We start from the raw sequence: 22,731 nt of genomic DNA, 5'->3' as shown, positions 1-22,731 counted from the left end.
GTGGTCGGGCACGACACGCGGGATGTCCGGTTCAGCGGGCATGGCACCCGTTTGACCGGCCGGGTCTGGCAGACTGGTGTCCCATGGGGGAATCGACCGCCAACACCGCCAAGTCGCTGAAGGACCGTCGTACCGACCCTTCGGACGCCGCCGGAAACGGCGCCGGGCGGGGCGCGGGCGGCGCCTATCGGGCGCCCGGCCCCGGCTGGTCGCCCGGCGCGCTGCTGCACCGGCTGCGCACCCCGCGCCGGCCCCGGCTCTGGTTCGAACTGGTGCTGATCGGCGTCAGCTACTGGGTGTACTCCCTGATCCGCAACGCGGTCCCCGCCGAGCGCAGCACCGCGCTGCGGCACGCCGCCGACGTGTGGAGCTTCGAACGCCACCTCGACCTCGGCATCGAGCACAGCGTCAACCATGCGCTGAACTCGGTGACATGGCTGATCGTGGGGATGAACTACTACTACGCCTCACTGCACTTCGTGATCACCATCGGTGTGCTGGTGTGGCTGTACGTCGCCCATCCCGACCGCTACGCGCCGCCCCGGCTGGTGCTGTTCGCGACCACCTGGCTGGCGCTGATCGGCTTCTGGGCCTATCCGTTGGCCCCGCCGCGGCTGCTGGCCGGCGCCGGTTTCATCGACACGGTCGCCGTGCACCACACCTGGGGCTCGCTCTCCCAGGGCAGCCTGGCGCACGTGTCGAACCAGTACGCGGCGATGCCGTCGATGCACATCGGCTGGTCGCTGTGGTGCGGCGTCACCGTCTTCAACCTGGCCAAGCGGAAGTGGGTGCGGGTGGTGGCCCTGCTCTACCCGCTGTTCACCCTCACGGTGATCATCGCCACCGGCAACCACTTCTGGCTGGACGCGATCGGCGGCGTGGTCTGCCTCGGCGCCGGCTACGGCCTGGTGTGCCTGCTGTACGGACGGTGGGTGTACCACCTGCCGCGGTCCTGGGAGCAGCAGTTGGAGGAGCAGCACACCGCGAAGCGCTGACCGCGGCAGGCCCTGAGCGCGGCGGGCCCTGATTTCGGCAGGTCCCGGGCCCGGGGCTTCAACCCGCAGGTCCCGAACCCGCAGGTCTCCAACCCCTCCCGCTTGCGCCCGATCCGCGTCACGCCTCGTAGAAAAGCCGCTCCACCACCGCGCGGGCGCGGCGGGTACGGCGGCGGTAGTCCTCCAGCATGTCGCCGACGTGGCCGGCCGGGTAGCCGAGGTAGCGGCCCACCGCGGCCAGCTCCCGCCCGTCGCCGGGGAAGGTGTCGCCGGGGCGGCCGCGGACCAGCATCACCGCGTTGCGCACCCGCGTCGCCAGCACCCACGCCTCGTCCAGTATCCGCAGGTCCGGCTCCGCGATCAGACCCTCGGCGTGCGCGGCGGCCAGCGCGTCCCGGGTGCCGGTGGTGCGCAGCGACGGCAGCCGGGCGCCGTGCTGGAGTTGGAGCAGCTGCACCGTCCACTCCACGTCGGACAGCCCACCGCGGCCGAGCTTGGCGTGGGTGGTGCGGTCGGCGCCACGCGGCATCCGCTCGCTCTCCATCCGCGCCTTGAGCCGGCGGATCTCGCGCACCGCCTCCTCTTCGAGACCGTCCTCGGGGTAGCGCAACGGGTCTATCAGCGCGATGAACCGCTCCCCCAGCTCCAGGTCGCCGGCCACCGGGCGGGCCCGCAGCAGCGCCTGGCTCTCCCACCCCAGCGACCAGCGCCGGTAGTACGCCTCGTACGACGCCAGGCTGCGCACCAGCGGGCCGGACTTGCCCTCCGGCCGCAGGTCGGCGTCGATCAGCAGCGGCGGGTCGGCGGTGGGGATCTGCAGCAGCCGGCGCAGCTCGTTGGCGACGGCGATCGCGGCCCGGCCGGCGTCGCCGCTGTCGGCGCCCTCGCGCGGCTCGTGCACGAACATCACGTCGGCGTCGGAGCCGTAGCCGAGTTCGCGACCGCCGAAGCGGCCCATGCCGATCACGGCGAGGCGGGTGGGCAGCGGGTGGGCGTCGCCGCCGGTGACCGCGTTGACCGCGGCCCGCAGCGCGCCGGCCACGGTGGCCGAGGTCAGCCCGTACACGGCGGTGCCGACCCGGTCGACGAGGACGGCCGGGTCGAGCGGGCCGTCGGACTCCTCGTCGTCGCCGTAGGTGTCGATCAGGTCGCCGGCGGCGGTGCGGAACAGCTCGCGGCGGCGGACCCCGCGCACGGCCGCGATGGCCTGCTCGGGGCTGTCCGCGCGGCCGACTGCGGCCAGCACCTCCTGCTCAAGCGCCAGGTGGTCGCGCGGGATCAGGCCGTCCCTGGAGCCGAGCAGGGCGACCGCCTCGGGGGCGCGCATCAGCAGGTCGGGGGCGAGCCGGCCGGAGGAGAGCACCCGGGCCAACCGCTGGGCGGCGGCGCCCTCGTCGCGCAGCAGCCGCAGGTACCACGGGGTCTTGCCCAGCGCGTCGGAGACCTTGCGGAAGCCCAGCAGCCCCGCGTCGGGGTCGGCGGAGTCCGCGAACCAGCCGAGCAGCACCGGCAGCAGGGTGCGCTGGATCGCGGCCTTGCGGCTGACCCCGCTGGCCAGCGCCTCCAGGTGGCGCATCGCCGCGACCGGGTCGGCGTAGCCGAGCGCCTGGAGCCGGGTCCGGGCGGCGTCGGTGCTCAGCCGCGTCTCGTCGCTGTCGAGTTGGGCGACGGCGTCCAGCAGCGGGCGGTAGAACAGCTTCTCGTGCAGCCGCCGCACCTCGCGGGCGTGCCGCTTCCACTCCCGGTTGAGGCTCTGCACCGGCTCCGCGCGAAATCCCAGGCCCCGGCCGAGCCGGCGCAGTCCCGCCTCGTCGTCGGGCACCAGGTGGGTGCGGCGCATCTTCTGGAGCTGGATGCGGTGTTCCATCAGCCGCAGGAATCGGTAGGCGGCGTCCAGCGCGGCGGCGTCGGCGCGGCCGACGTAGCCGCCCCGGGCCAGGTCGGCGAGCGCGGTGAGGGTGGTGGCGCTGCGCAGGCTCGTGTCGCTGCGGCCGTGCACGAGTTGGAGGAGCTGCACCGCGAACTCCACGTCGCGCAGCCCGCCGGGGCCGAGCTTCAGCTCCCGCTCGACCTGCGCTGCGGGGATGGTGTCGACGACCCGCCGGCGCATCTCCTGCACGTCGGTGACGAAGTTCTCCCGCTCGGCGGCCTGCCACACCATCGGGCGGATCGCGGCGACGTACTCGGCGCCCAGCGCGGCGTCCCCGGCGACCGGCCGCGCCTTCAACAGCGCCTGGAACTCCCAGGTCTTCGCCCAGCGGTGGTAGTACGCGACATGGCTGCTGAGGGTGCGCACCAGGGGGCCGTTCTTGCCCTCGGGCCGCAGGTTGGGGTCCACCGGCCAGATGGTGCCCTCGGCGGTGGTGTCGGAGCAGATGCCCATCATCCGCACGGCCAGCCGGGTCGCGGACCGCAGCGCCGCGGTGTCGTCGGCGGTGCCGTCGCCCTCGGCGGTGTCCTCGGCCGGTTCCGCGACGAAGATGACGTCCACGTCGGAGACGTAGTTCAGTTCGTGGCCACCGCACTTGCCCATCCCGATCACCGCGAGCCGGCAGGCCGCCGCGTCCTGCGGCAGCTCCGCGGCGGCGATCGCCAGCGCGGCCCGCAGCGTGGCCGTCGCCAGGTCGGCCAACTCCGCGGCGGTACGCACCAGGTCGTTGGTGCCGCAGACGTCCCTGGCCGCTATGCCGAGCAGGCACCGCCGGTACGCCGCGCGCAGCGCGTCCGGGGTGCGGACGGCGGCCAGCCCCTCCTCGAACTCCTCGACCCCCGGGTGCAGGTCGCGCGCCTCGTACGTCACCAGGGCATGCCAGTCCTCGGGGTGCCGGGCCAGGTGGTCGCCCAGCGCCTCGGAGGCGCCCATCACGCCCAGCAGCCGGTCCCGCAGCGGTTTGGCGCTGGTCACGGTGTCCAGCAGGGTGCGGCGCTCGCCCGGGTCCAGTGCCTCGGCGAGCCGGACCAGGCCGAGCAGCGCCTGGTCGGGGTCGGCGGTGGCGCCGAGCGCTTCGAGCAGCACCGGGTCACCGCGTACGCCCGCCAGCACGTCGTCCTCCAGCAGGCGCTCGGCGGTCGCGGCATCGGTGAAGCCGTGCCGCAGCAACCGGGAGAAGGTACTGCTGCGTCGCCCCTGCATCGGCCCTCCCGGGGGTCACCACACTCAACCCGCACTACAACCCGCACTCACCGCACGGCCAACGGCCGCACCCGCTCCAGTCGCCCTTCCGAGCCTAGCCGTCCGGCGGGCCCGGGGCGCCCTGCGGGGCCTGCGGGTTCGCCGGATCGACCTGCCGCGCGGGCACGAGTACCCCGTCGCGCGCGATCCAGTGCCCGGCCGCGCCCGGACGTGCGGCGAGGTAGCGCGCGATGTCCGAGGCACGCCGGCCGCCCGCCTCGCGCAGGCCCGCCGCGAGGTGGTCGAGGTAGGCGGCGGACGGCACCGTCCACGGCACCTCGGCCATCGACCAGGGCGCGGTGAACGTCAGCAGCGGCACGCCGTCCAGCGAGCCGGCCCGCACCAGCGTCTCGTAGCGGCCCGGACCCAGCCGGTCACGCCCGGTGGCCAGCACCCGCGTGAGGTCGAGGTCGCGGCCGGGCTCGGCGTACATCTCCTGTGCGGCGATGTCGGAGAACTGGCCGACGGTGATCAGGTGCGCGCGGGCCAGGGCGCGGCCGGGCGTGTCCGGGTCGTAGAAGGCGCGGCCGCCGCCCCACACCGGGGAGTGCGTCGCGAAGTACACGGTGCCGGGCAGCTCCCACGGCACGGATCTGGCCGGCGGCGCGGCGTCCCGGCACCCCGGGTAGGCCCGCGCGCCGCCCGCCGGACGGCCCCCGACCAGGTACCGGGTCAGCCGGGCGAGATGCGTGTTCGAGCCGTAGGAGACGTACCAGACCGTGTGCGCGCCCATCCACCCAGTGTGACCCGCGCGGACCCTTACGGCATCAGAGTGGCACGGGTGCCGGTGCGGGTTCACAGTGGTAGGGAGCCCGCATTTCGTCAGCGAGCAGTCGAGAGGGAAGGGGCTTGCCCCATGACAACCGCGGAGAGCACTGCGAAGACAACACCCGGGCGCAAGAAGGACACCGCCGGGAAGACGACGATCGCCAACACGGTGGTGGCCACCATCGCCGGGATCGCCACCCGGGAGGTCGAAGGGGTTTACGCGATGGGCGGCGGCGCCGCTCGTGCCGTGGGGGCGGTCCGCGACCGCGTCTCCCGCTCCGACGACCACACCCGCGGGGTGAAGGTCGAGGTCGGCGAGGAGCAGGCGGCCCTCGACATCGACGTGGTCGTCGACTACGGCACGCACATCGCCGAGACCGCCTCCGACATCCGGGGCAGCGTCACCAGCGCGGTGGAGCTGATGACCGGACTCGAGGTCGTCGAGATCAACATCAACGTCCGCGACGTCCACGTCCCCGGCGAGGACTCCGACACCGACGAGGACGAGGGCCGCGTCCGCTGACCCGTCCCCGGGCACCCCTGTCCTGCCACCCCCGGAGCACCGCCCTAAGGCGGGCCCGGGGGCGCCTCGCTCAGTCGCCGACCTGCGGTTACAGGTTCGGCAGGTTCTTGCGCAGCTCGAACGCGGTGACCTCCGAGCGGTACTCCTCCCACTCCTGCTTCTTGTTGCGCAGGAAGAAGTCGAAGACGTGCTCGCCGAGGGTCTCGGCGACGAGTTCGCTGCGCTGCATGAGGTCGATCGCCTCGCCGAGGTTCTGGGGCAGGGGCTCGATGCCGAGGGCGCGGCGCTCGGAGTCGGTGAGGGCCCAGACGTCGTCGTCGGCGCCGGCCGGGAGTTCGTAGCCCTCCTGGATGCCCTTCATGCCGGCGGCGAGGAGGACGGCGTAGGAGAGGTAGGGGTTGGCGCCGGAGTCGAGGGAGCGGACCTCGACCCTGGTGGAGCCGGTCTTCCCGGGCTTGTACATCGGCACGCGGATGAGCGCGGACCGGTTGTTGTGGCCCCAGCAGATGTACGAGGGGGCCTCGCCGCCGGCGCCCGCGGTGCGCTGGGAGCCGCCCCAGATCCGCTTGTAGGAGTTGACCCACTGGTTGGTGACGGCGGCGGTCTCGGCGGCGTGCCGGAGCAGGCCCGCGATGAAGGACCGGCCGACCTTGGAGAGCTGGAACTCCGCACCGGACTCGTAGAACGCGTTGCGGTCGCCCTCGAAGAGCGAGAGGTGGGTGTGCATGCCGGAGCCGGGGTACTCCGAGAACGGCTTGGGCATGAAGGTGGCGTGCACGCCCTGCTCCAGGGCCACCTGCTTCATCACCAGCCGGAACGTCATCACGTTGTCGGCGGTGGACAGCGCGTCGGCGTAGCGCAGGTCGATCTCCTGCTGGCCGGGGGCGCCTTCGTGGTGGGAGAACTCGACCGAGATGCCCATCGACTCCAGCATGGTGATCGCCTGGCGGCGGAAGTCCATGCCGACGTTCTGCGGGGTGTGGTCGAAGTAGCCGGAGTTGTCCGCGGGGGTCGGCCGGCTGCCGTCCAGCGGGCGCTCCTTGAGCAGGAAGAACTCGATCTCGGGGTGCGTGTAGAAGGTGAAGCCGAGGTCGGAGGTCTTGGCCAGGGCGCGCTTGAGGACGTAGCGCGGGTCGGCGTAGGACGGGGAGCCGTCGGGCATCAGGATGTCGCAGAACATCCGGGCGGTACCGGGTGCCTCCGCGCGCCAGGGCAGGATCTGGAAGGTGCTCGGGTCCGGCTTGGCGATCATGTCGGACTCGTACACCCGGGCGAAGCCCTCGATCGCGGAGCCGTCGAAACCCATGCCCTCGTCGAACGCCTGCTCCAGCTCGGCGGGGGCGACGGCGACCGACTTCAGGTAGCCGAGCACGTCGGTGAACCACAGCCGTACGAAGCGGATGTCCCGCTCCTCCAGGGTGCGGAGAACGAACTCCTGCTGCTTGTCCATATCCATCCATCCTCGCCGGTCAGGCACCGCTCCCCCGCCGTCGGCAACCCGGGGGATCAGGAGCATTGCACCACACCGTTTCGCACGGGTTGCGGGCGCCGCTCCTCCATAGTGCACGCCGGACGGGATCGGGCGGAGACGTCAGCTGAAGGTGTCGATCGAGGCGATCTTCCAGCTGCCCGCCTGGCGGACCGCGTCGACCGCGAACATGGCCGCCGAGTAGGCGCTGCCGGCGTTCGCGCCCTTGGCTGTGGAGGTGTTCGCCTGGTCGGCGTAGACCAGCACCCGGGCCCGGTCGCCGCTGATCATCTCCACGCCGGTGTCGGTGACGGTGGTGGTCAGCACGAGCTTCTGCTTCGGGGCGGCGGCCTTCACCTGGGCGATCATCGTGGCGTACTGCTGGACCGCCTTGCCGGTGAGCACCTTCTTCGCGGCGGTGTCGGTCCGGGCGGTGTCGGTGTAGTCGTAGGAGAAGACGGAGTTCACGTCCTGCGCGATCTGGCCCTTGACCTCGGCGGTGCGGGCGTTGTCGGTGAGCGCGGTGTTGGAGGTGGCCGAGCCGTCGTGCAGGGCGGACGCCCTCCCGGCCGCCCAGGCCGCGAAGCCGCCGAGCAGCACGGTGAGCAGGGCGAGCACGGCGATGGTGAGGGGGAAGCGGGCGGGCAGCCGCAGGGACGCGGTACGGCGCTGGGCCGCCTCGTCCTTCCCGGCGGTCTCGGTCGGGGCGGCGGGGCGGCGCGGGCGGACCGCGGTCGCGGTCACGGTCGCGGTCCGGCCGGACCTGCCGGGGGCGCGCTCGGCCGCGCCGCCGCCCGTGCCGCTGCCCGTGCCGGAGCCGGCGCCCGCGGCCGTGCGGTCGGGCCGGTCGGTACCGTCGGTACGGTCGCGGGCCGGTCGTACGGTGCGCTCGGTCGCAGCCGCGGACGCCGCGGACGCCGCGGCGAGCCTGCGCTGCCGGTTGATGAGGTGGCGGGTGGTCGACATGGGCTGCGGTCCTCTCGCGGACGACGTGCGGCGGTACGGCGGTGCGGGCGTCAGTGGCCGGCGGTGGCGGTGGGATCGGCGGTCGGGGCCGCCGTGGGGTCGGCCGCGGTGGAGGCGCTGTCGCCCATCGGCGCGTCACCGAGCGCGCTGAGCTTCCACCCGGCCGAGGTGCGGGTCATCTCGCCGAGCAGCCGGCTCTCCTTCACCGCGGGCTTCGACTTGGGCGCCTGCACGGTGATCTGGAGCGCGACCATCACATCGGCCTTGCCGGTGCGGTCGTCGAGGTCGGTCACCGCGCCGCTCAGCACCTTCGCGGTGCTGACCGTCTGCGCCTGCTGCACCTGCTTCTCGAAGTCGGCCCGGCCCTGCACGAGTTGGCTGTGCAGGTCGCCCGTGGTGCTCTGCTCCCACACGGCGAGGCCCGCCGCGAGGTGGGCGTGGTCGAGCGTGTTCATGTTCTGCACGGCCTGCTCGCCCGCGGCCAGCACGGTGTCCCGGGTACGGGCGAACGCCGCGTTGTCGTCGTGCGCGGCGGAGTACCACGACCAGCCGGTCCACGCGGCGGCGACGGCCGCAGCCACCACCAGGGCGACCGCCGCGCCCAGCAGCGGCCGCCGTCCGGCGGGCGCGGGGGGCCGTACCCGCGCGGGCTCGGCCGCCTTCGCGACGCCCTCGACATCCGCGACATCCGCGATGTCCTCGACGTGCTCGACGCCCTCGGGGTCGTCCTTGCGCGGTGGGCGCGAGCCGAAACGCATACGTGGCATCTGCCTCTCCCCTAGCGGGCCTTGAGAGCGGTGATCCGCCAGTGGCCGTTCTTCTGCTCGGCGGTGACCGAGAGTTGGGCGGCGGCACTGGTGGCGGTGGAACCCGCGCGCTGCGCGGTCTGGTCGAGGAAGACCAGCAGGCGGGCGTGGTCGGCGGTGAGGCTGACCACGCCGGCCCGTACGACCCTTGTGGTGAGGGTGAGTTGCTGGGTGGCGACATTCTGCTTGATCTGCGCGAACAGCGCCTGGTACTGGGTGGCCGCGCTGCCCGCGAGGACGTTGCGGGCGGCCTGCTCGGTGGCGTCGGTGCCGTCGGGCGTGTACGCGAAGATCTGGCTCAGCGCGCTGCTGACGTCGCCGATCACCTGGTCGGTGGCGGCGCTGTCGGTGAGCGCGTGGTTGCGGGTGGCCGCCGGGTCCTTGAGGTCCTGCGCGGCGTAGAGCAGGCCACCGGAGCCCAGCAGCAGGACGGCGATCGCGGCGGCCCCGGCGATCCGCCGCCATCCGTACGACCGTGCGCGCCGCAGCACCCGCCCGGCCCACGCGCCCCGCCCGCCCGCGCCCGGCTCCGCCGAACGGTCGACGTCGGTGTCGGTACCGCTGTCGGCGGTGCTGTCGGCGTCGGTGTCGGTGTCGACGGGATCGGCCGGGTCGGCGCGCTCGGCTTCCTCGGGCGCGGCCGCGGTCTTGTCCGTTGTCGTCATGTCGGTGGTCATCCCTTAGCTCGCGCCGATCGGGACCGCGGTGAGGGCGGCGAGTTTCCAGGTGCCGGCGGTACGGGACAGGTTGGCTTCGAAGCGTTTGCGATCGGTGCTGGCCGTACCGGACTTGGGGGTGAGGCGGACCTGGACGGTGACGATGATCTTCGCGGTGCCGGCCCGCGTGTCGAGCTCGGTGACGGCCGCGTCCGTGACGGTGCCGTTCGTGGAGGTGCCGGCCGCCTTCATCGTCGCGGTGTCGGAGCCGTGCGTACGGGTCAGCTGGTCGTGCAGCGGGCCGGTGGTCACGCCGAGCCAGCTGTCGAGGTCGCGGTCGACGTGCGCGGAGTCCACGGTGTTGAGCCGGGCCACCCCGCGCTCCCCCGCGCCCAGAGCGGCGTCGCGGGACTTGCCGTAGGACAGCGCGCCGTCGCCACGGGTGTCGGCGTAGGACCAGGCGGAGAGCCCGCACAGCAGCAGCGCGGCGGTCAGCATCGTGGCCCAGGCGACCGCGGTGCGCCGGGCCCGCAGCGCGCGCAGCACGCCGGCGGCCCGGCGGCGCAGAGTGGACCTCCCCTCGACGGCCGCCGCGGCCCCCTCGTCCGCATCCGGCCCCGACTCCGGCGCCGGGTCCGGCTCGACCTCCGGGTCCGGCTCGACCTCCGTTCCCGGCTCCCCCTTCGCATCCGGCCCCGCCCCCTGGTCCGGCTCCGGCTCCGCCTCCGTACTCACGTCCGGCTCCGCCTCATCCGTCGTACCGCTCATCGTTGGTCCTCCAGGCCGAGCAGGCCCGCCATGGTGGTGGGCCCGGCGGCGGGCAGCGCGGGCAGGGCGAGGGCGCCGGGCAGCGCCGGCCCCACGGCGGGCGTAGCAGCGGGAGCCGCGCCCGTCGACGACTGCGTGGACGTCGGCAGGACCGACCCCGGCTGCGCGGGGGTCGGCACTCCCCCGCCACCGGGCGCGTGCGCGGAGCCGCGGACGTCGGTGCCGGAGGAGGCGGGCGCGGTGCAGCGGGCCGCGGTGTTGAACGCGGTGGCCGGCGGGCTGGTGTCGAGGCCGTTGCGGTAGGTGGTGCCGCCGTATCCCGACGTGCACGGCAGCGGTGAGAAGAAGGTGACGGCCATGCCGAAGTCCAGCTTGCCGTTCTTGACCGCCGAGGAGCCCGCGGCGGCCACGGCGGGCATCTTCACCAGGAACTCCTGGATGCCGTTCTGCCGGGTGACCGCGATGTCGGAGGTGGTCAGCAGGTTGGCCAGCACCACGCTGAGGTTGGGGCCGACGTCCCGCAGCAGCGCGCTGACCTGGGTCGCGGCGCCGGGCGCGGCGGCGATGAGGCGGCGCAGGTCGGTGTCGGAGTCGTCGAGCTGCGCGGCGAGCTGGTTGGCGCTGGTGGCGAAGTTCTTGATCGCGTCGGACTCGTCGACCTGGGTGCGCAGCACCGTCCGCCCGTCGTTGATGAGCGTGGTGTCGGCGGGGAGGTTGGCGTCGGCGGCGGTCAGGAACTCGCTGCTGGTGTCGAGCAGGGACTGGAGGTTGTCGCCCTGGCCGCTGAACGCCAGGCCGAGTTCGTCGACGTCGGTGCGCAGGGCGTCCAACGGCACGGACTGGGCGAGGTCGTTGACGCTGGTGAGCAGGTTGGTGACGGGCGCGGGCACCTTGGTGCTGGCCTGCGCGATGGTCGAACCGCCGTGCAGGTAGGGCCCGTCGCTGGTGCGGGGTTGCAGGTCGATGTACTGCTCGCCGACCGCGGACAGGCTCGCGACGACCGCGGAGAGCCGGCTGGGGATGTGCGGGGCGGAGTTGTTGATCCGCAGTTCCGCCTCGACGCCGTCGGGGGTGAGCCGGATCGGGCCGACCCGGCCGACCGAGACACCCCGGTAGGTGACGTCGGCGTGCTCGAACAGGCCGCCTGCCTCGGGGAGTTGCACGTCCACGGTGTAGTAGCCGCGCAGGCCCACGTAGCGGCCGAGGTCGGCGTAGCGGACACCGACGAAGCCGATCACGAGGACCGCGACGATCAGGAAGGCGATGTTCTTGGCGACGGTGGCGCGGGTCAGCATCAGTGGCCCCCTGAAGTGGTGGCCGACGGGGAGGCGCCCGAAGGCGTGGCGCCCGAAGGGGTGCTGCCCGACGGCGTCGTGACCGAGGGCAGCGGCAACGGCGGACCGGTCGGGGGCTTCGCGGACTTCTTCCGCACCGAGGGGTCCACGGACTGCAGACCCGGGTAGTCGCTGTCGCCGGCCTGGAGTTCGGGGATGAGCTGGGTGCCGGAGGCCGCGGTGAGGTCGAGGTAGACGTTGAGGTAGTCGCCCTTGACGCCGTTGAGCACCTCGTCGGTGAACGGGTAGGTGAGCAGCACCTGGAGGGAGTCGGGCAGGTCGTCGCCGGCGTCGGCGAGCCGCTGGAGGGTGGGGCCGAGGGACTTCAGGTCGGCGACGATGTCGTCCTTGCTCCGGTTGACCGTGTCGGTCGCGACGCCCGAGAGGGTGTCGAGCGAGCGGAGCATGGTGACCAGCGAGCCGCGCTGCTGCTCCAGCACCTTCAGGCCCGGGCTGAGGCTGGTGAGCACGGTGCCGATCTTCTGGTCACGGGTGGCGAGGGTCGCGGAGAGCTTGTTGACGCCGTCGAGCGCGTCGGTGATGTCCTTCTTGTGGGCGTCCAGGTCGGAGACGAGCGTGTTGACCTGGGTGAGCATGTCGCGGACCGCGGGTTCGTTGCCGCTGAGCGCCTTGTTGAGCTGGGTGCTGATGGTGTGGATCTGCTGGATGCCGCCGCCGTTGAGCACCAGGGACAGCGCGCCGAAGACCTCTTCCACCTCGGGGTTGCGGTTGGTGTGCGAGGTGGGGATGGTGTCGCCGGCTTGGAGCTTGCCGGTGGCGGGTTCGGTGCTGGGCGGGTCGGCGAGCTGGATGTACTTCTCGCCGAGCAGGCTGGACTGCTCCAGGTGCGCGTAGGCGTTCGACGGGAGTTTCACGTTGCCGTTGAGCTTCATGGTGACGATGGCCGACCAACCGCTGTGCGCCAGCGCGATCTTGGTGACCCGGCCGACGGCGACGTCGTTGACCCGTACCGACGCCTGCGGCACCAGGTCGAGGACGTCGGCGAACTGGGCCCTGACGGTGTAGGGGTGGCTGCCGAGGTTGGCGCCGCCGGGCAGCGGCATGCTCTGCACGTTGGTGAAGGAGCAGCCGGTGAGGGTGAGGGCGGTCGCGGTGAGCAGGGCCGCGGCGGCCGCGTGGCGGGCGTTCACTTGGCCGCCCCCTTGCTGCCGCTGCCGGTGCTGCCGGTGCTGCCGCCGCTGCCGTAGACCGTGCCGACCGGTGGCAGCGGCAGCGGTGGGGTCGAGGCGTTCGGGCCCGAAGTGGCCTTCTTGGCGGCGGTGTTGGAGGTCGTGCCGGTGGTGCCCGTGTCGGTCGGGTCGACGCTGCCGCCCATGCTCAGCTCGTTGATGTCGGTGCGGCCGTCGAGCGTGCCGGTCTTCGGGTTGTACGTGTTGAGGAGGTTGTCGGCGGCGAGCGGGGCGTCGTCGAGGAGTTCGGCGAGCGAGGCGCGCTGGTCGACGAGCGTCTGCGTGATCGGGGTGAGCTTGGTGATGCTGGTCTTCAGCCGGCTGCGGTTGTCCTGGATGAAGGTCTTCACCGAGCCGAGCGCGGTGGACAGTTGCTGGAGCGCGCCGCCGAGGTCCTCCTTGTCGTCGGCGAGGAAGCCGCTGACGGTGGAGAGCTGGTCGGTGGCGGTCTTCACCTTGCCGTCGTTGTTCTTGAGCATGGTGGTGAAGGACTGGAGGTAGGCGAGGGTGGAGAACAGGTCGTCGCTGTGGCCGTTGAGGGTCTTGGTGGCCTGGCCGAGCTGGTCGATGCTGTCGCCGATGTCCTTGCCGTTGCCCTTGAGGTTCTGCGACCCGACGTCGAGCAGGTTCGACAGGGCGCCGGTGGTGTTCGCGCCGTTGGGGCCGAGCGCCTTGCTGAGCTGGGTGACGGAGGCGTAGAGCTGGTCGATCTCGACCGGTGTCGCGGTGCGGCTGGCCGGGATGACGCCGTGGTCGGCCAGTTGGGCGCCGCCGGTGTACGCGGGGGTGAGCTGGATGTAGCGGTCGGCGACCACGCTGGGCGCGACCACCACGGCGCCGGCCTTCGCCGGCACCTTGATGCCGTGGTCCAGCCGCAGCGCCACCTTGACCTGCTTGCCCTGCGGCTTGACGGACTCCACCGTGCCGACCTTCACGCCGAGGATGCGCAGGTCGGACCCCGCGTACACGCCGACCGTACGGTCGAAGTACGCGGTGACGTGCTTGCCGGACGGCCCGCCGAAGGCGACGAACCCGGCGGTGACGGCCGCGGCCGCGACGATCACCAGCACCACCGCCACGGACAGCGCGCGGCGCGGTAGCCGGGCCGCGCGGCCCGGCAGGCCCCGGCGGCCATCGCCGCCTCCGCCGTCTCCGCCGATCTCGTCGTTCTCCCTCGGGAGGTCCGGCAGCGTCAGTCTGCTGGTACGGCGCAGCCGCCGCGGGAAGGCGCTCACGACGCTCCTCCGGTCGCCTTGGGCGGCATGCAGCCGGTGGTCGGCGGGGTGCCGCTGGGCAGGTAGTTCTTCGGCACCAGCCCGCACAGGTAGCTGTCGAACCAGCGGCCGTTGCCGAGGGTGTTGCCGACCACCTGGTAGTAGGGGCCGGCCAGTGCCAGCACCTTGTCGAGGCTGCTCTGGTTGGCGAGCAGCACGTTGGTGACCCGGTCGAGGGCGGCCAGGGTGGGCGCGAGCTGCTTGTCGTTGTCGGCGACCAGGCCGTTGAGCTGGGTGCCCAGGTTCTGGGTGCCGGTGAGCAGGGAGTGGATGGCGGTCCGCCGTTTCTCGACCTCCCCGAGCAGCAGGTTGCCGTCGGAGATCAGCTCCTGGAAGCGGCTGTTCTGGTCGGAGAGGGTCTTGGTGAGCTTCTTGCTGCCGCTGAGCAGCGAGGCGAGCTGCGCGTCGCGGCTGGAGATGGTCTTGGACAGCGACGACAGCCCGGTGGCGGCGGTGCGCACCGAGGCCGGGGTGTCCTTGAACGTGTCGGAGATCGCCTGGAAGCTCGCCGCGAGCTGGTCGGTGTCGATCGCGCCGAAGGTCTGGCCGAGCCCGTTGAACGCCTGCGTCACGTCGTACGGCGAGGTGGTGCGGGACTTGGGGATGGTGTCGCCGGGGTCCTGCTCGCGGTCGCCGAGCGGGTCCAGCGCGAGGTACTTCTCGCCGAGCAGCGTCTTGATGCCGATGGCGGCGGTGCTGGCGTCGCCGATCCAGGTGTGCCGGACCCGGAAGGTGACCTTGACCTGGGCGCCGTCCAGCCCCACATGGGTGACCTTGCCGACCTTGACGCCCGCCACCCGCACCTCGTTGCCGCTCTTCAGGCCGGCCGCCTCGGTGAAGTGGGCGGAGTACGTGGTGCCGCCGCCGATCAGCGGCAGCGCGTCGGCGTTGTACGCGACGAGGCTGAGCAGGGCGAGCACCAGCAGGCCGACGACGCCGACCGCGATCTGGTTGCGCTCGCGCAGCGGCCGGAAGAGCGGGTGGCCGCGCCGGGCGGGGTGGCGGCGCAGGCGGAGCGTGGGCGGTCTCAGCCTCATGACCGGCACCTCGATTCGGTGATCGCTATACCGGTGGGCGGCGCGCTGCCGTCGGAGGTGGTGACGCCGTGCACGGTGGCCTGGCACAGGTAGAGGTTGAGCCACGAGCCGTAGGAAGCCAGCCGGCCGATGGTCTGGAACTTGCCCGGGGTGGTGGTGAGGAACTTCTGCAACTGCGGTGTGTTGTCACCGAGGTTGGTGGAGACCCGGTTGAGCTGGGCGATGGAGTTCTTCAGCGGCTGCCGGCCGTCCTGGAGCAACCCGGCGGTGCTGGTGGTGAGTTGGGAGATGGCGGTGATGGACTGGCCGATCGGCTCGCGGTCGGCGGAGAAGCCGGTGACGAGTTGCTGGAGCGAGGTGATCAGGTCGTTGAAGCCGGCCTCGCGGGTGTTGACGGTGGTCAGCACCGAGTTGAGGTTGTCGATCACCTGGCCGATCACCTGGTCCTTCGCGGCGAGCGTGGTGGTGAGCGAGCCGATGTTGCTGAGCAGGCTGTCCACGGTGCCGCCCTCGCCCTGGAGGACCTGCACGATCTCCCCGGAGAGCTGGTTGACGTCCTTCGGGGAGAGCCCCTCGAAGAGCGGCTGGAAGCCGTTGAAGAGCTCGGTGAGGTCCAGCGCGGGCGTGGTGTGGCCGAGCGGGATGGTGGCGCCCGGGTGCAGGGTGCTGCCGACCGGGCCGCTGCCCTGCTGGAGGTCGATGTAGCGCTGGCCGACCAGGTTGAGGTACTTGATGGTCGCGGTGGCCGAGGCGGGCAGGGTGCGGCCCTTCTGCACGGAGAAGTGCACCTTCGCGACCCGGTGCCTGACCACCTTGATCGACTCGACCTGCCCGACCTTGACGCCGGCGATCCGGATGCTGTCGCCCTTGTTGAGCCCGGTGGTGTCGGTGAACTCGGCGTTGTAGCCGGAGGTGTTGCCGACCCCGGCGCCCGCGATGCTCACCGCGAGCACGGTGGTGGCGAAGGCGGTGACCAGGATGAAGATCAGCGACTTGACGATCGGCCCGGTCAGGCTGCGGCGGTTCACTTCACCGTCACCTCCGCCCCGCGGTAGACCGGCCCGGTCAGCACGCTGCTCCAGTCCGGCAGCTTCCCGGGCGAGGTGTTCATGCCGGGCGCGAGCAACTCGTCGACCAGCTCGTTCTCCTGCGGGGAGTTGGCGATCGGGGTGGTGCCGCGGCCGGTGTACGGCACCGGGTAGCACTGCGGGCCGCCGCTCGCGTCGTACACCGGGGTGTCCTTGCCGGCCACGTACTTGCCGCGGGAGGCGACGGCGGTGACGTTGACGTGCAGGCCGGGTTCGTCGGTGCCCTTGCCGAGCGCCTTGTCCATCGCCGGCACGAAGTCGGCGAGGGTGCGCAGCGTGCAGGGGAAGGACGGGGCGTACTGGGCGAGCAGTTGCAGGGTGCCGCGGCTGTCGGCGGCGAGGTGGATCAGGTTCTCCTTGTTCTGCCGCAGGTAGGTGGTGAGGTCCTGCGCGGTGGCGGTCGTCGAGCCGTACAGCGTGCTGAGGTTGGCCTGCTGCTGGGCGATGGTGCCGCTGGTCTTGGTGAAGTCGGTGAGCGCCTGGACGATGTCGGGCGCGGCCGCGTTGTAGGTGTTGCTGACCGTCACCAGTTGCTTGATGTCGTCGGTGAGCGCGGGCAGTTGGGGGTTGAGCTTGGTGAGGTAGCGGTCGAGCTGGACCAGGGTGGTGCCGAGTTCCTGGCCGCGGCCGTCGAGCGCGGTGGCGACCGCGTTGAGGGTGGCGGCGAGTTTCTGCGGCTGGACGGCCGTCAGCAGCGGCATCACGTTGTCCAGCACCTGTTCGAGTTCGACGGCGTCGGCGGAGCGGTCCTGCGGGATGGTGCTGTGCGCGGCCAGCGCGGGGCCGCCCGAGGGGCTGCCGGCCGGCGGTACGAGCGCGACGAACCGCTCGCCGAACAGCGTGGTCGGCAGCATCTGCGCGGTGACGCCGGCCGGGATCTGGTGCAGCTTGCCGGGGTCGATGGCCAGCGTCAGCCGGGCGCCGGTGCCGTTGGCGTGGATGGCGGTGACCCGGCCGACCACGACGCCGCGCATCTTCACGTCGGCGCCGAGGTTCATCTCGTTGCCGGCGCTTCCGGTGTCCACGGTGACCTTGGCGGCGTTGCTGAACGACTTGTCGTAGACGGCGACCGCGAGCCAGGCCAGCAGCGCGGGCACCAGCAGGAAGATGATGCCGGCGGTGCGGCGGCGGGCGGCGCCGCTGCCGCGGACCGGGCGGGCCGGCGGGGCGGGCGGGGCCGGCGGCGGCCCCGGGGTACGGGTGTCGGTGGTGGTCATCCCGCCACCCGCACGGTGGTGGTGGCGCCCCACAGCGCCAGCGACAGGAAGAAGTCGGTGAGCGAGATGATCACGATCGCGTTGCGCACCGACCGTCCGACGGCGATCCCGACCCCGGCCGGGCCGCCCTTGGCGGTGAAGCCGTAGTAGCAGTGCGCGAGGATCACCACGACGCTGAAGATCAGCACCTTCAGTATGGACAGCAGTACGTCCTCCGGTGCGAGGAAGAGGTTGAAGTAGTGGTCGTAGGTGCCGGGCGACTGGCCGTTGAACCACACGGTCACCAGCCGGGAGGCCGCGTAGCTGCTGAGCAGGCCGATGCCGTAGAGCGGGATGATCGCGACCACGCCGGCGATGATCCGGGTCGTGACGAGGTAGGGCATCGAGCGCACGCCCATGCTCTCCAGCGCGTCGACCTCCTCGTTGATCCGCATCGCGCCGAGCTGCGCGGTGAACCCGGCGCCGACGGTCGCGGACAGCGCGAGGCCGGCGATCAGCGGGGCGATCTCGCGGGTGTTGAAGTAGGCGGAGATGAAGCCGGTGAACGCGGCGGTGCCCAGCTCGTTCATCGCCGCGTAGCCCTGGAGGCCGACGACGGTGCCGGTGGCCAGCGTCATGCCGATCATCACGCCGACGGTGCCGCCGATGACGCTCAGGCCGCCGCTGCCGAAGGCGACCTCCGACAGCAGCCGCAGCACCTCTTTGAGGTAGCGGCGCAGGGTGCGCGGGACCCACAGCACGGCCTTGACGTGGAAGAGCAGGTGGTCGCCGGTGTCGTCGAGCCAGCGCAGCCAGCGGCTCGGGCCGGCCCGGCGGGCGCGGGGCGGCGGCGCGGCGGCGGGCTCGGGCGGCTCGGGCCGCGGGGCGTCCTTGTCGAGCAGGGCCATCGCTCAGGCTCCCTTCTGCGGCACGAGCTGGAGGTAGATCGCGGTCAGCACCACGTTGACCACGAACAGCAGCAGGAAGGTGATGACCACGGACTGGTTGACCGCGTCGCCGACGCCCTTCGGGCCGCCCTTGGGGTGCAGCCCGCGGTAGGCGGCGACGATCCCGGCGATGAAGCCGAAGATCACCGCCTTGATCTCGGAGATGTACAGGTCGGGCAGTTGGGCGAGCGCCGAGAAGCTGGACAGGTACGCGCCCGGGGTGCCGTGCTGCACGATCACGTTGAAGAAGTAGCCGCCGGCGGTGCCGACCACCGAGACCAGGCCGTTGAGCATCAGGGCGACGAGCATCGTGGCCAGCACCCGCGGCACGATCAGCCGCTGCACCGGGGAGACGCCCATCACCTCCATCGCGTCCAGCTCCTCGCGGATCTTCCGCGAGCCGAGGTCCGCGCAGATCGCGCTGCCGCCGGCGCCCGCGATCAGCAGCGCCACGATCAGCGGGCTGGCCTGCTGGATCACCGCCAGCACGCTCGCCCCGCCGGTGAACGACTGGGCCCCCAACTGCTGGGCCAGCGAGCCGACCTGGAGCGCGATCACGGCGCCGAACGGGATCGACACCAGCGCCGCGGGCAGGATCGTCACGCTCGCCACGAACCAGAACTGCTCGATCAGTTCGCGGATCTGGAACGGCCGCCGGAAGGTGTCCCGGACGGTGGTCGCCGCAAGCGTCAGGAGCTGGCCGGTCTCGCGCAGCGCACCGGCGCCGGGGATGGAGCGGCGCGGGACGGCCGCGGCGCGCGCGGGCGGGGCTGCCTCCGGCGCGGACTCCGGTACGGGCGGCGCGGTCATCCGGCCACCTCCGCGGCGGGCCCGGTCATGCGTGCTCCTCCTGTACGGGGGCCTGCGCGGGGGCGAGTCCGGCCTTCATGGCCGTCCGCGCGGCGACCGGCAGGTCGTCCCACATCGCCAGCACCCGGGCCCGGCGGCGCTGCACGGCCAGGCGCGGCGGCAGTCCGGGGCTCGGTTCGAGCTGGGGGGCGATCCGGCGCGGCAGTTCGGCGGGCAGGTCGGTCGACTGCTCGCGGGCCAGGGTCGCTTCGTCCTTCTCCTCGGCCATCCCGATCGGCCCCTCCTTGCGGCCGCCGAGGAACTGCCGTACCACCGGCTCGTCGCTGGTCAGCAGCAACTCGCGCGGCCCGAAGGCGACCAGCCGGCGCCGGAAGAGCATGCCCATGTTGTCCGGCACGGTCGAGGCGATGTCGAGGTTGTGCGTGACGATCAGCATCGTGGCGTCGATCTGCGCGTTGAGGTCGATCAACTGCTGCGAGATGTACGAGGTGCGCACCGGGTCGAGCCCGGAGTCCGGCTCGTCGCACAGGATGATCTGCGGGTCCAGCACCAACGCCCGTGCCAGCCCGGCGCGTTTGCGCATCCCGCCGGATATCTCGCCGGGCAGCTTCCCCTCCGACCCGATCAGGCCGACCATGTCCATCCGCTCCATGACGATGCGGCGGATCTCCGACTCCTTCTTGCGGGTGTGCTCCCGCAGCGGGAAGGCGATGTTGTCGAAGAGGTTCATCGAGCCGAACAGCGCGCCGTCCTGGAACATCAGGCCGAACAGCTTGCGGGTCTCGTAGATGTCCCGTTCCTTGCCGCCGACCATGTCGACGCCGTTCACCATCACCCGTCCCCGCTCCGGTTTGAGCAGGCCGATCACGGACTTCAGGAACACGGTCTTGCCGGTACCGGAGGGACCGAGCATCACGCTGACCTCGCCGGGCGGCAGAGTGAGCGTCACGTCTTCCCAGACGGTCTGTTTGCCAAAGGACTTCGTCAGACCCTCGACGATCACTTCGATTCCCATTGCACCTCCCGGGGGCGGTTGTGGTGGACGGACGGGTGGGGGGCGGTGGTGCGGTGGACGGAGGTACGTCCGGCGGCGGCGGTCACTTGGTGGACCCGGCGCGGACGGGGAGCTGGGGCAGGGGGATGTCGGGTTCGGTGCAGTTCTGCGGGGTGGTGCCGTCGTCCGGTGAACAGATCGGCGCCTGGACCATGTTGAGGGTGTTTCCCGATCCCGACAGCGACGCCGTGAACAGCGCGTCCAGGTTCTCGCCGTGAGTGCCGCAGCCGGTGAAGGGCGGGACGGTGAGGTTGTCGTCCACCAGCGGGCCGCCGTCCACGATGTCGTAGTTGGGCAGCCCACCAGTGCTGGTGTCCGTCGAGGGGCGCTTGCGTCCCTTGAGCACCACATCGACCGGAGTGGCGGTGTGGCAGTTGGGGCCGACGTCCAGCGTCACTCCGTTGATCTTCACGTCGTGGATACGGATGTCCTGGTAGCCGCCGATGGTGGTGAGGATCGGCTCGTTGTAGTAGTCGTCACCGGTCTGGACGACGGTCATCAGGCCCTTGGGGACGAAGTCCACCTCGGCGCTGGTGGGCACGAAGCCGTAGGTGAGGAAGGTCGCATGCGACGGCGGCGGGGCGAATGACAACAGCGAGTCGACCTCGACGTACTCGTTGGTGTAGTCGAGGACCTTGCGCCGGCCGGAGTTGACGTCAGCCAGGACGGGGTGGGCGTTCGGATCGTTTATGATCATCGCGCCGGTGAGCTTGTTGACGTTCGAGAAGCCCACGGCATAGGCGCACATGCGGGCGTCCGGGAAGGGCGGCATACTGGGCAGGGGTAGGACGATCGCCTGGGGACTGACCGGCGGCAGCCGTTTCGGGTCAAGTTCACCATGCGGCACCGCGTCGCAGGTGGTCCGGCCCGAGTGCGGCGGAGACGTGTCCAGCGGGACGATGGTGGTACGCGTGTTTGTCGGCGAGCTGCCCGCGGACGGGGAGGACGACGGGGAGCCGGACGGCGTACCGGACGTCCCCGTGGCGCCGGTCGAGGTGCCGGAGGACGGCGTCGAAGAGGTGCCACCGGGCACCGTCACCGTCCCGAGGGTGATGTCCTGACCTGCCTTGGCCGCGCACAGCCCGGTGATGTCGGTGAGCGACCCTGCGGCGCTGCCACTGGCGACGGTGCCGGAACCGGAACCGGAACCGGAACCGGCGGGAGCGTTGCCGGAGATGTCCGACGGGCTGACCGCTCCACTATCATCCGAACTGCTTCCGCCCGTACCGGAATCGGCGGGGGTCGACGGGTCCGCGGTGGGTGTGCCCGGGTCCGAGGGCGTACCGGCAGCGGACTGCGGATGCAGCGTCAGGTCCAGGTCGCCGGCAGCGAAGACCAGATCACCCCCGGCCGTCACCGCGACACCCGGCACCTTGCCGGTGAGGACCAGGTCGAGATCGCCGCTGCCGGCCACGGTGGTGGACTTCGCGGTCAGGTCCGGCCAGATCACCACGGTCCGCGAGGTGCCCTGGGTGATGTTCGTCTTCATGTCGGTGCTGCCGCTGAGGGTGTCGGCCTCGGCCGGGACCAGCGCGGTGACGGCGGCCCGCGGGATGCCGACGGTCAGCGTCAGGTCGCCCGGCTGGATCGGCTTGCCGACGGTCCCGTCCGCCGGGTACGCCTGCTTGATGCCGACGCTGATGTCCTGCGGGTCCTGGCCGGCACCGAACTGGCAGGTGTACGCCAGCGAGACCCCGTCGGGCTCGCCGCTCGCCGCCGAGTCCGTGCCCGGCAGCAGCCCCGCCAGGAGCGCGGCGGCCGCGACGCCCGCGAGCTGCACCACTCGACGCGGACGCGGTCGGCTCACTCGCACGGCACCCCTCATTTCCGAACTCCTCTTCCAGCCCTGGCGGCAGGACATTACGTGTGGGTAATAAGGGTGGACAAGTGATCGAACGGCCGAAGATCCGGCGAATTTCCGGAGCCCGGAATTCTTGTCATCGGGTGACAAACGGCAACCGGAATTTTGTCCTCCAGTGAGCACTGGAGACCCCGCGCGGCAACGGTCAGCCGGTCACGCCGTCCGGCCGGATCGTCTGCGCCGGGGTGACGGGCATGGTGGCGTCGAGCCCGACGGGATCCCCGTCGTCGAGCAGTCCGAGATCCGTCCCGGTGACGTTGTACGCCTCAAGAGCGCCCCCGCCGTTGAGAGTCAGCAGATGCGCCGCGTTGTCATAGCTGAACGGGAGTGAGCCCGTGCCCGAACCGGCACCACCTGGACCGTCGAAATCCACGGTCGAGCCAAGGCCCACCCAATGGAACGACAGTCCCGTCAACATGCCGGTGGTCGTGTCCGATGCTGCGTCATACGCCGTCGCGTCCAGATGCCAGGGCAACTTACCGACGGTGACAGTGTGGACGATCCCCAGCGGACCGGAGCACATGAATGAGGGAAGGGAGGTCCACTCGCCGATGCTCTGGCCGGCCGGCACACTGCCGACCACCAGCGTTCCCGAGGCCGTGAACGGGCTGGATGCGGAGTACCCGCACGCCCACTGCGCCCCGTCGTGATAGTCGGTGAGTCTCATCTCCGCGGCGGCCGTGAACGCTCCCCCCGGCGTCACCGTCCAGCCCCCGTCCGCGGCGGGCCGTGGTTCCGCCGACGCCGGAGCGCCCACCATGAGCGCGCCGCCTACAGCAGCCGCGCACAGCACGGCGCTCGCCCTGATCCCTCGCCGG

General features: G+C 71.6%; 20 protein-coding genes. 2 read left to right on the top strand and 18 right to left on the bottom strand.

Annotation, left to right across the window (positions count from 1 at the left end):
• The first annotated feature begins 83 nt into the window (after nucleotides 1-83).
• The gene (locus tag ACIPAE_RS14560; RefSeq protein ID WP_329370229.1) at nucleotides 84-995 is read left to right on the top strand and encodes a phosphatase PAP2 family protein; all 912 of its coding nucleotides are present in this window, start codon (nucleotides 84-86) and stop codon (nucleotides 993-995) included.
• Nucleotides 996-1,113: 118 nt separating this feature from the next.
• Here ACIPAE_RS14560 and ACIPAE_RS14555 read toward each other — a convergent pair whose 3' ends face one another.
• Both ACIPAE_RS14555 and ACIPAE_RS14550 read right to left on the bottom strand, forming a co-directional pair.
• Nucleotides 1,114-4,128 (bottom strand): bifunctional [glutamine synthetase] adenylyltransferase/[glutamine synthetase]-adenylyl-L-tyrosine phosphorylase, encoded by a 3,015-nt coding sequence (locus ACIPAE_RS14555; protein WP_402445281.1) that lies wholly within the window; start codon nucleotides 4,126-4,128, stop codon nucleotides 1,114-1,116.
• 94 nt (nucleotides 4,129-4,222) lie between these two features.
• Nucleotides 4,223-4,900, bottom strand: coding sequence for a histone deacetylase (locus ACIPAE_RS14550; protein WP_329370225.1), 678 nt, complete (start codon nucleotides 4,898-4,900; stop codon nucleotides 4,223-4,225).
• 123 nt (nucleotides 4,901-5,023) lie between these two features.
• On the opposite strand from ACIPAE_RS14550, the gene ACIPAE_RS14545 reads away from it, so the two are divergent.
• Nucleotides 5,024-5,458: an Asp23/Gls24 family envelope stress response protein gene (locus ACIPAE_RS14545; RefSeq protein WP_366412282.1), complete on the top strand. Its 435-nt coding sequence runs from the start codon at nucleotides 5,024-5,026 to the stop codon at nucleotides 5,456-5,458.
• 88 nt (nucleotides 5,459-5,546) lie between these two features.
• On the opposite strand, the gene glnA is transcribed toward ACIPAE_RS14545, so the two are convergent.
• From glnA to ACIPAE_RS14465, 16 genes are all read right to left on the bottom strand, one after another.
• The gene (glnA, locus tag ACIPAE_RS14540; RefSeq protein ID WP_328463226.1) at nucleotides 5,547-6,908 is read right to left on the bottom strand and encodes a type I glutamate--ammonia ligase; all 1,362 of its coding nucleotides are present in this window, start codon (nucleotides 6,906-6,908) and stop codon (nucleotides 5,547-5,549) included.
• A gap of 141 nt (nucleotides 6,909-7,049) precedes the next feature.
• Nucleotides 7,050-7,892, bottom strand: coding sequence for a hypothetical protein (locus ACIPAE_RS14535; protein ID WP_402445278.1), 843 nt, complete (start codon nucleotides 7,890-7,892; stop codon nucleotides 7,050-7,052).
• 50 nt (nucleotides 7,893-7,942) lie between these two features.
• Nucleotides 7,943-8,497: a hypothetical protein gene (locus tag ACIPAE_RS14530; RefSeq protein WP_366412295.1), complete on the bottom strand. Its 555-nt coding sequence runs from the start codon at nucleotides 8,495-8,497 to the stop codon at nucleotides 7,943-7,945.
• A gap of 173 nt (nucleotides 8,498-8,670) precedes the next feature.
• A complete protein-coding gene (locus ACIPAE_RS14525) occupies nucleotides 8,671-9,363 on the bottom strand; it encodes a hypothetical protein (RefSeq protein WP_402445276.1) in 693 nt (230 codons plus the stop codon).
• Between the two features lie 15 nt (nucleotides 9,364-9,378).
• Entirely contained in the window at nucleotides 9,379-10,122 is a 744-nt protein-coding gene (locus tag ACIPAE_RS14520) for a hypothetical protein (RefSeq protein ID WP_402445275.1), read from the bottom strand.
• Complete coding sequence (locus tag ACIPAE_RS14515) at nucleotides 10,119-11,417, bottom strand: MlaD family protein (RefSeq protein WP_329370185.1); 1,299 nt, start codon at nucleotides 11,415-11,417, stop codon at nucleotides 10,119-10,121. Before ACIPAE_RS14515 ends, ACIPAE_RS14520 begins: the two co-directional genes overlap by 4 nt.
• Complete coding sequence (locus ACIPAE_RS14510; protein ID WP_402445273.1) at nucleotides 11,417-12,607, bottom strand: MCE family protein; 1,191 nt, start codon at nucleotides 12,605-12,607, stop codon at nucleotides 11,417-11,419. Before ACIPAE_RS14510 ends, ACIPAE_RS14515 begins: the two co-directional genes overlap by 1 nt.
• Nucleotides 12,604-13,767, bottom strand: a complete 1,164-nt coding sequence (locus ACIPAE_RS14505; protein ID WP_402445495.1) for an MCE family protein — start codon at nucleotides 13,765-13,767, stop codon at nucleotides 12,604-12,606. Before ACIPAE_RS14505 ends, ACIPAE_RS14510 begins: the two co-directional genes overlap by 4 nt.
• A gap of 110 nt (nucleotides 13,768-13,877) precedes the next feature.
• Complete coding sequence (locus ACIPAE_RS14500) at nucleotides 13,878-14,957, bottom strand: MCE family protein (RefSeq protein WP_329370184.1); 1,080 nt, start codon at nucleotides 14,955-14,957, stop codon at nucleotides 13,878-13,880.
• Nucleotides 14,954-15,985 carry an MCE family protein gene (locus ACIPAE_RS14495; RefSeq protein WP_366412287.1) on the bottom strand — a complete coding sequence of 344 codons (1,032 nt, stop codon included), beginning with the start codon at nucleotides 15,983-15,985 and terminating at the stop codon, nucleotides 14,954-14,956. Before ACIPAE_RS14495 ends, ACIPAE_RS14500 begins: the two co-directional genes overlap by 4 nt.
• Nucleotides 15,982-17,262: an MCE family protein gene (locus tag ACIPAE_RS14490; protein WP_329370180.1), complete on the bottom strand. Its 1,281-nt coding sequence runs from the start codon at nucleotides 17,260-17,262 to the stop codon at nucleotides 15,982-15,984. The genes ACIPAE_RS14495 and ACIPAE_RS14490 overlap by 4 nt, the downstream gene beginning before the upstream one ends.
• Nucleotides 17,259-18,149, bottom strand: coding sequence for an MlaE family ABC transporter permease (locus ACIPAE_RS14485; protein ID WP_402445271.1), 891 nt, complete (start codon nucleotides 18,147-18,149; stop codon nucleotides 17,259-17,261). Before ACIPAE_RS14485 ends, ACIPAE_RS14490 begins: the two co-directional genes overlap by 4 nt.
• Nucleotides 18,150-18,152: 3 nt before the next feature.
• On the bottom strand, nucleotides 18,153-18,998 hold the full coding sequence (locus ACIPAE_RS14480) for an ABC transporter permease (RefSeq protein WP_329370176.1): 846 nt from the start codon (nucleotides 18,996-18,998) through the stop codon (nucleotides 18,153-18,155).
• 25 nt (nucleotides 18,999-19,023) lie between these two features.
• A complete protein-coding gene (locus ACIPAE_RS14475) occupies nucleotides 19,024-20,013 on the bottom strand; it encodes an ATP-binding cassette domain-containing protein (protein WP_366412288.1) in 990 nt (329 codons plus the stop codon).
• Nucleotides 20,014-20,095: 82 nt separating this feature from the next.
• Nucleotides 20,096-21,859: a DUF6801 domain-containing protein gene (locus tag ACIPAE_RS14470; RefSeq protein ID WP_402445269.1), complete on the bottom strand. Its 1,764-nt coding sequence runs from the start codon at nucleotides 21,857-21,859 to the stop codon at nucleotides 20,096-20,098.
• Between the two features lie 199 nt (nucleotides 21,860-22,058).
• The gene (locus ACIPAE_RS14465) at nucleotides 22,059-22,580 is read right to left on the bottom strand and encodes a hypothetical protein (protein WP_402445267.1); all 522 of its coding nucleotides are present in this window, start codon (nucleotides 22,578-22,580) and stop codon (nucleotides 22,059-22,061) included.
• Nucleotides 22,581-22,731 lie beyond the last annotated feature (151 nt).

It is taken from the genome of Streptomyces sp. NPDC087270, from assembly GCF_044744625.1.
In the GTDB taxonomy this organism is placed as follows: domain Bacteria; phylum Actinomycetota; class Actinomycetes; order Streptomycetales; family Streptomycetaceae; genus Actinacidiphila.
The sequence above is the reverse complement of the archived record's forward strand: the minus strand, read 5'-3'. Positions and strand labels throughout refer to the sequence as shown.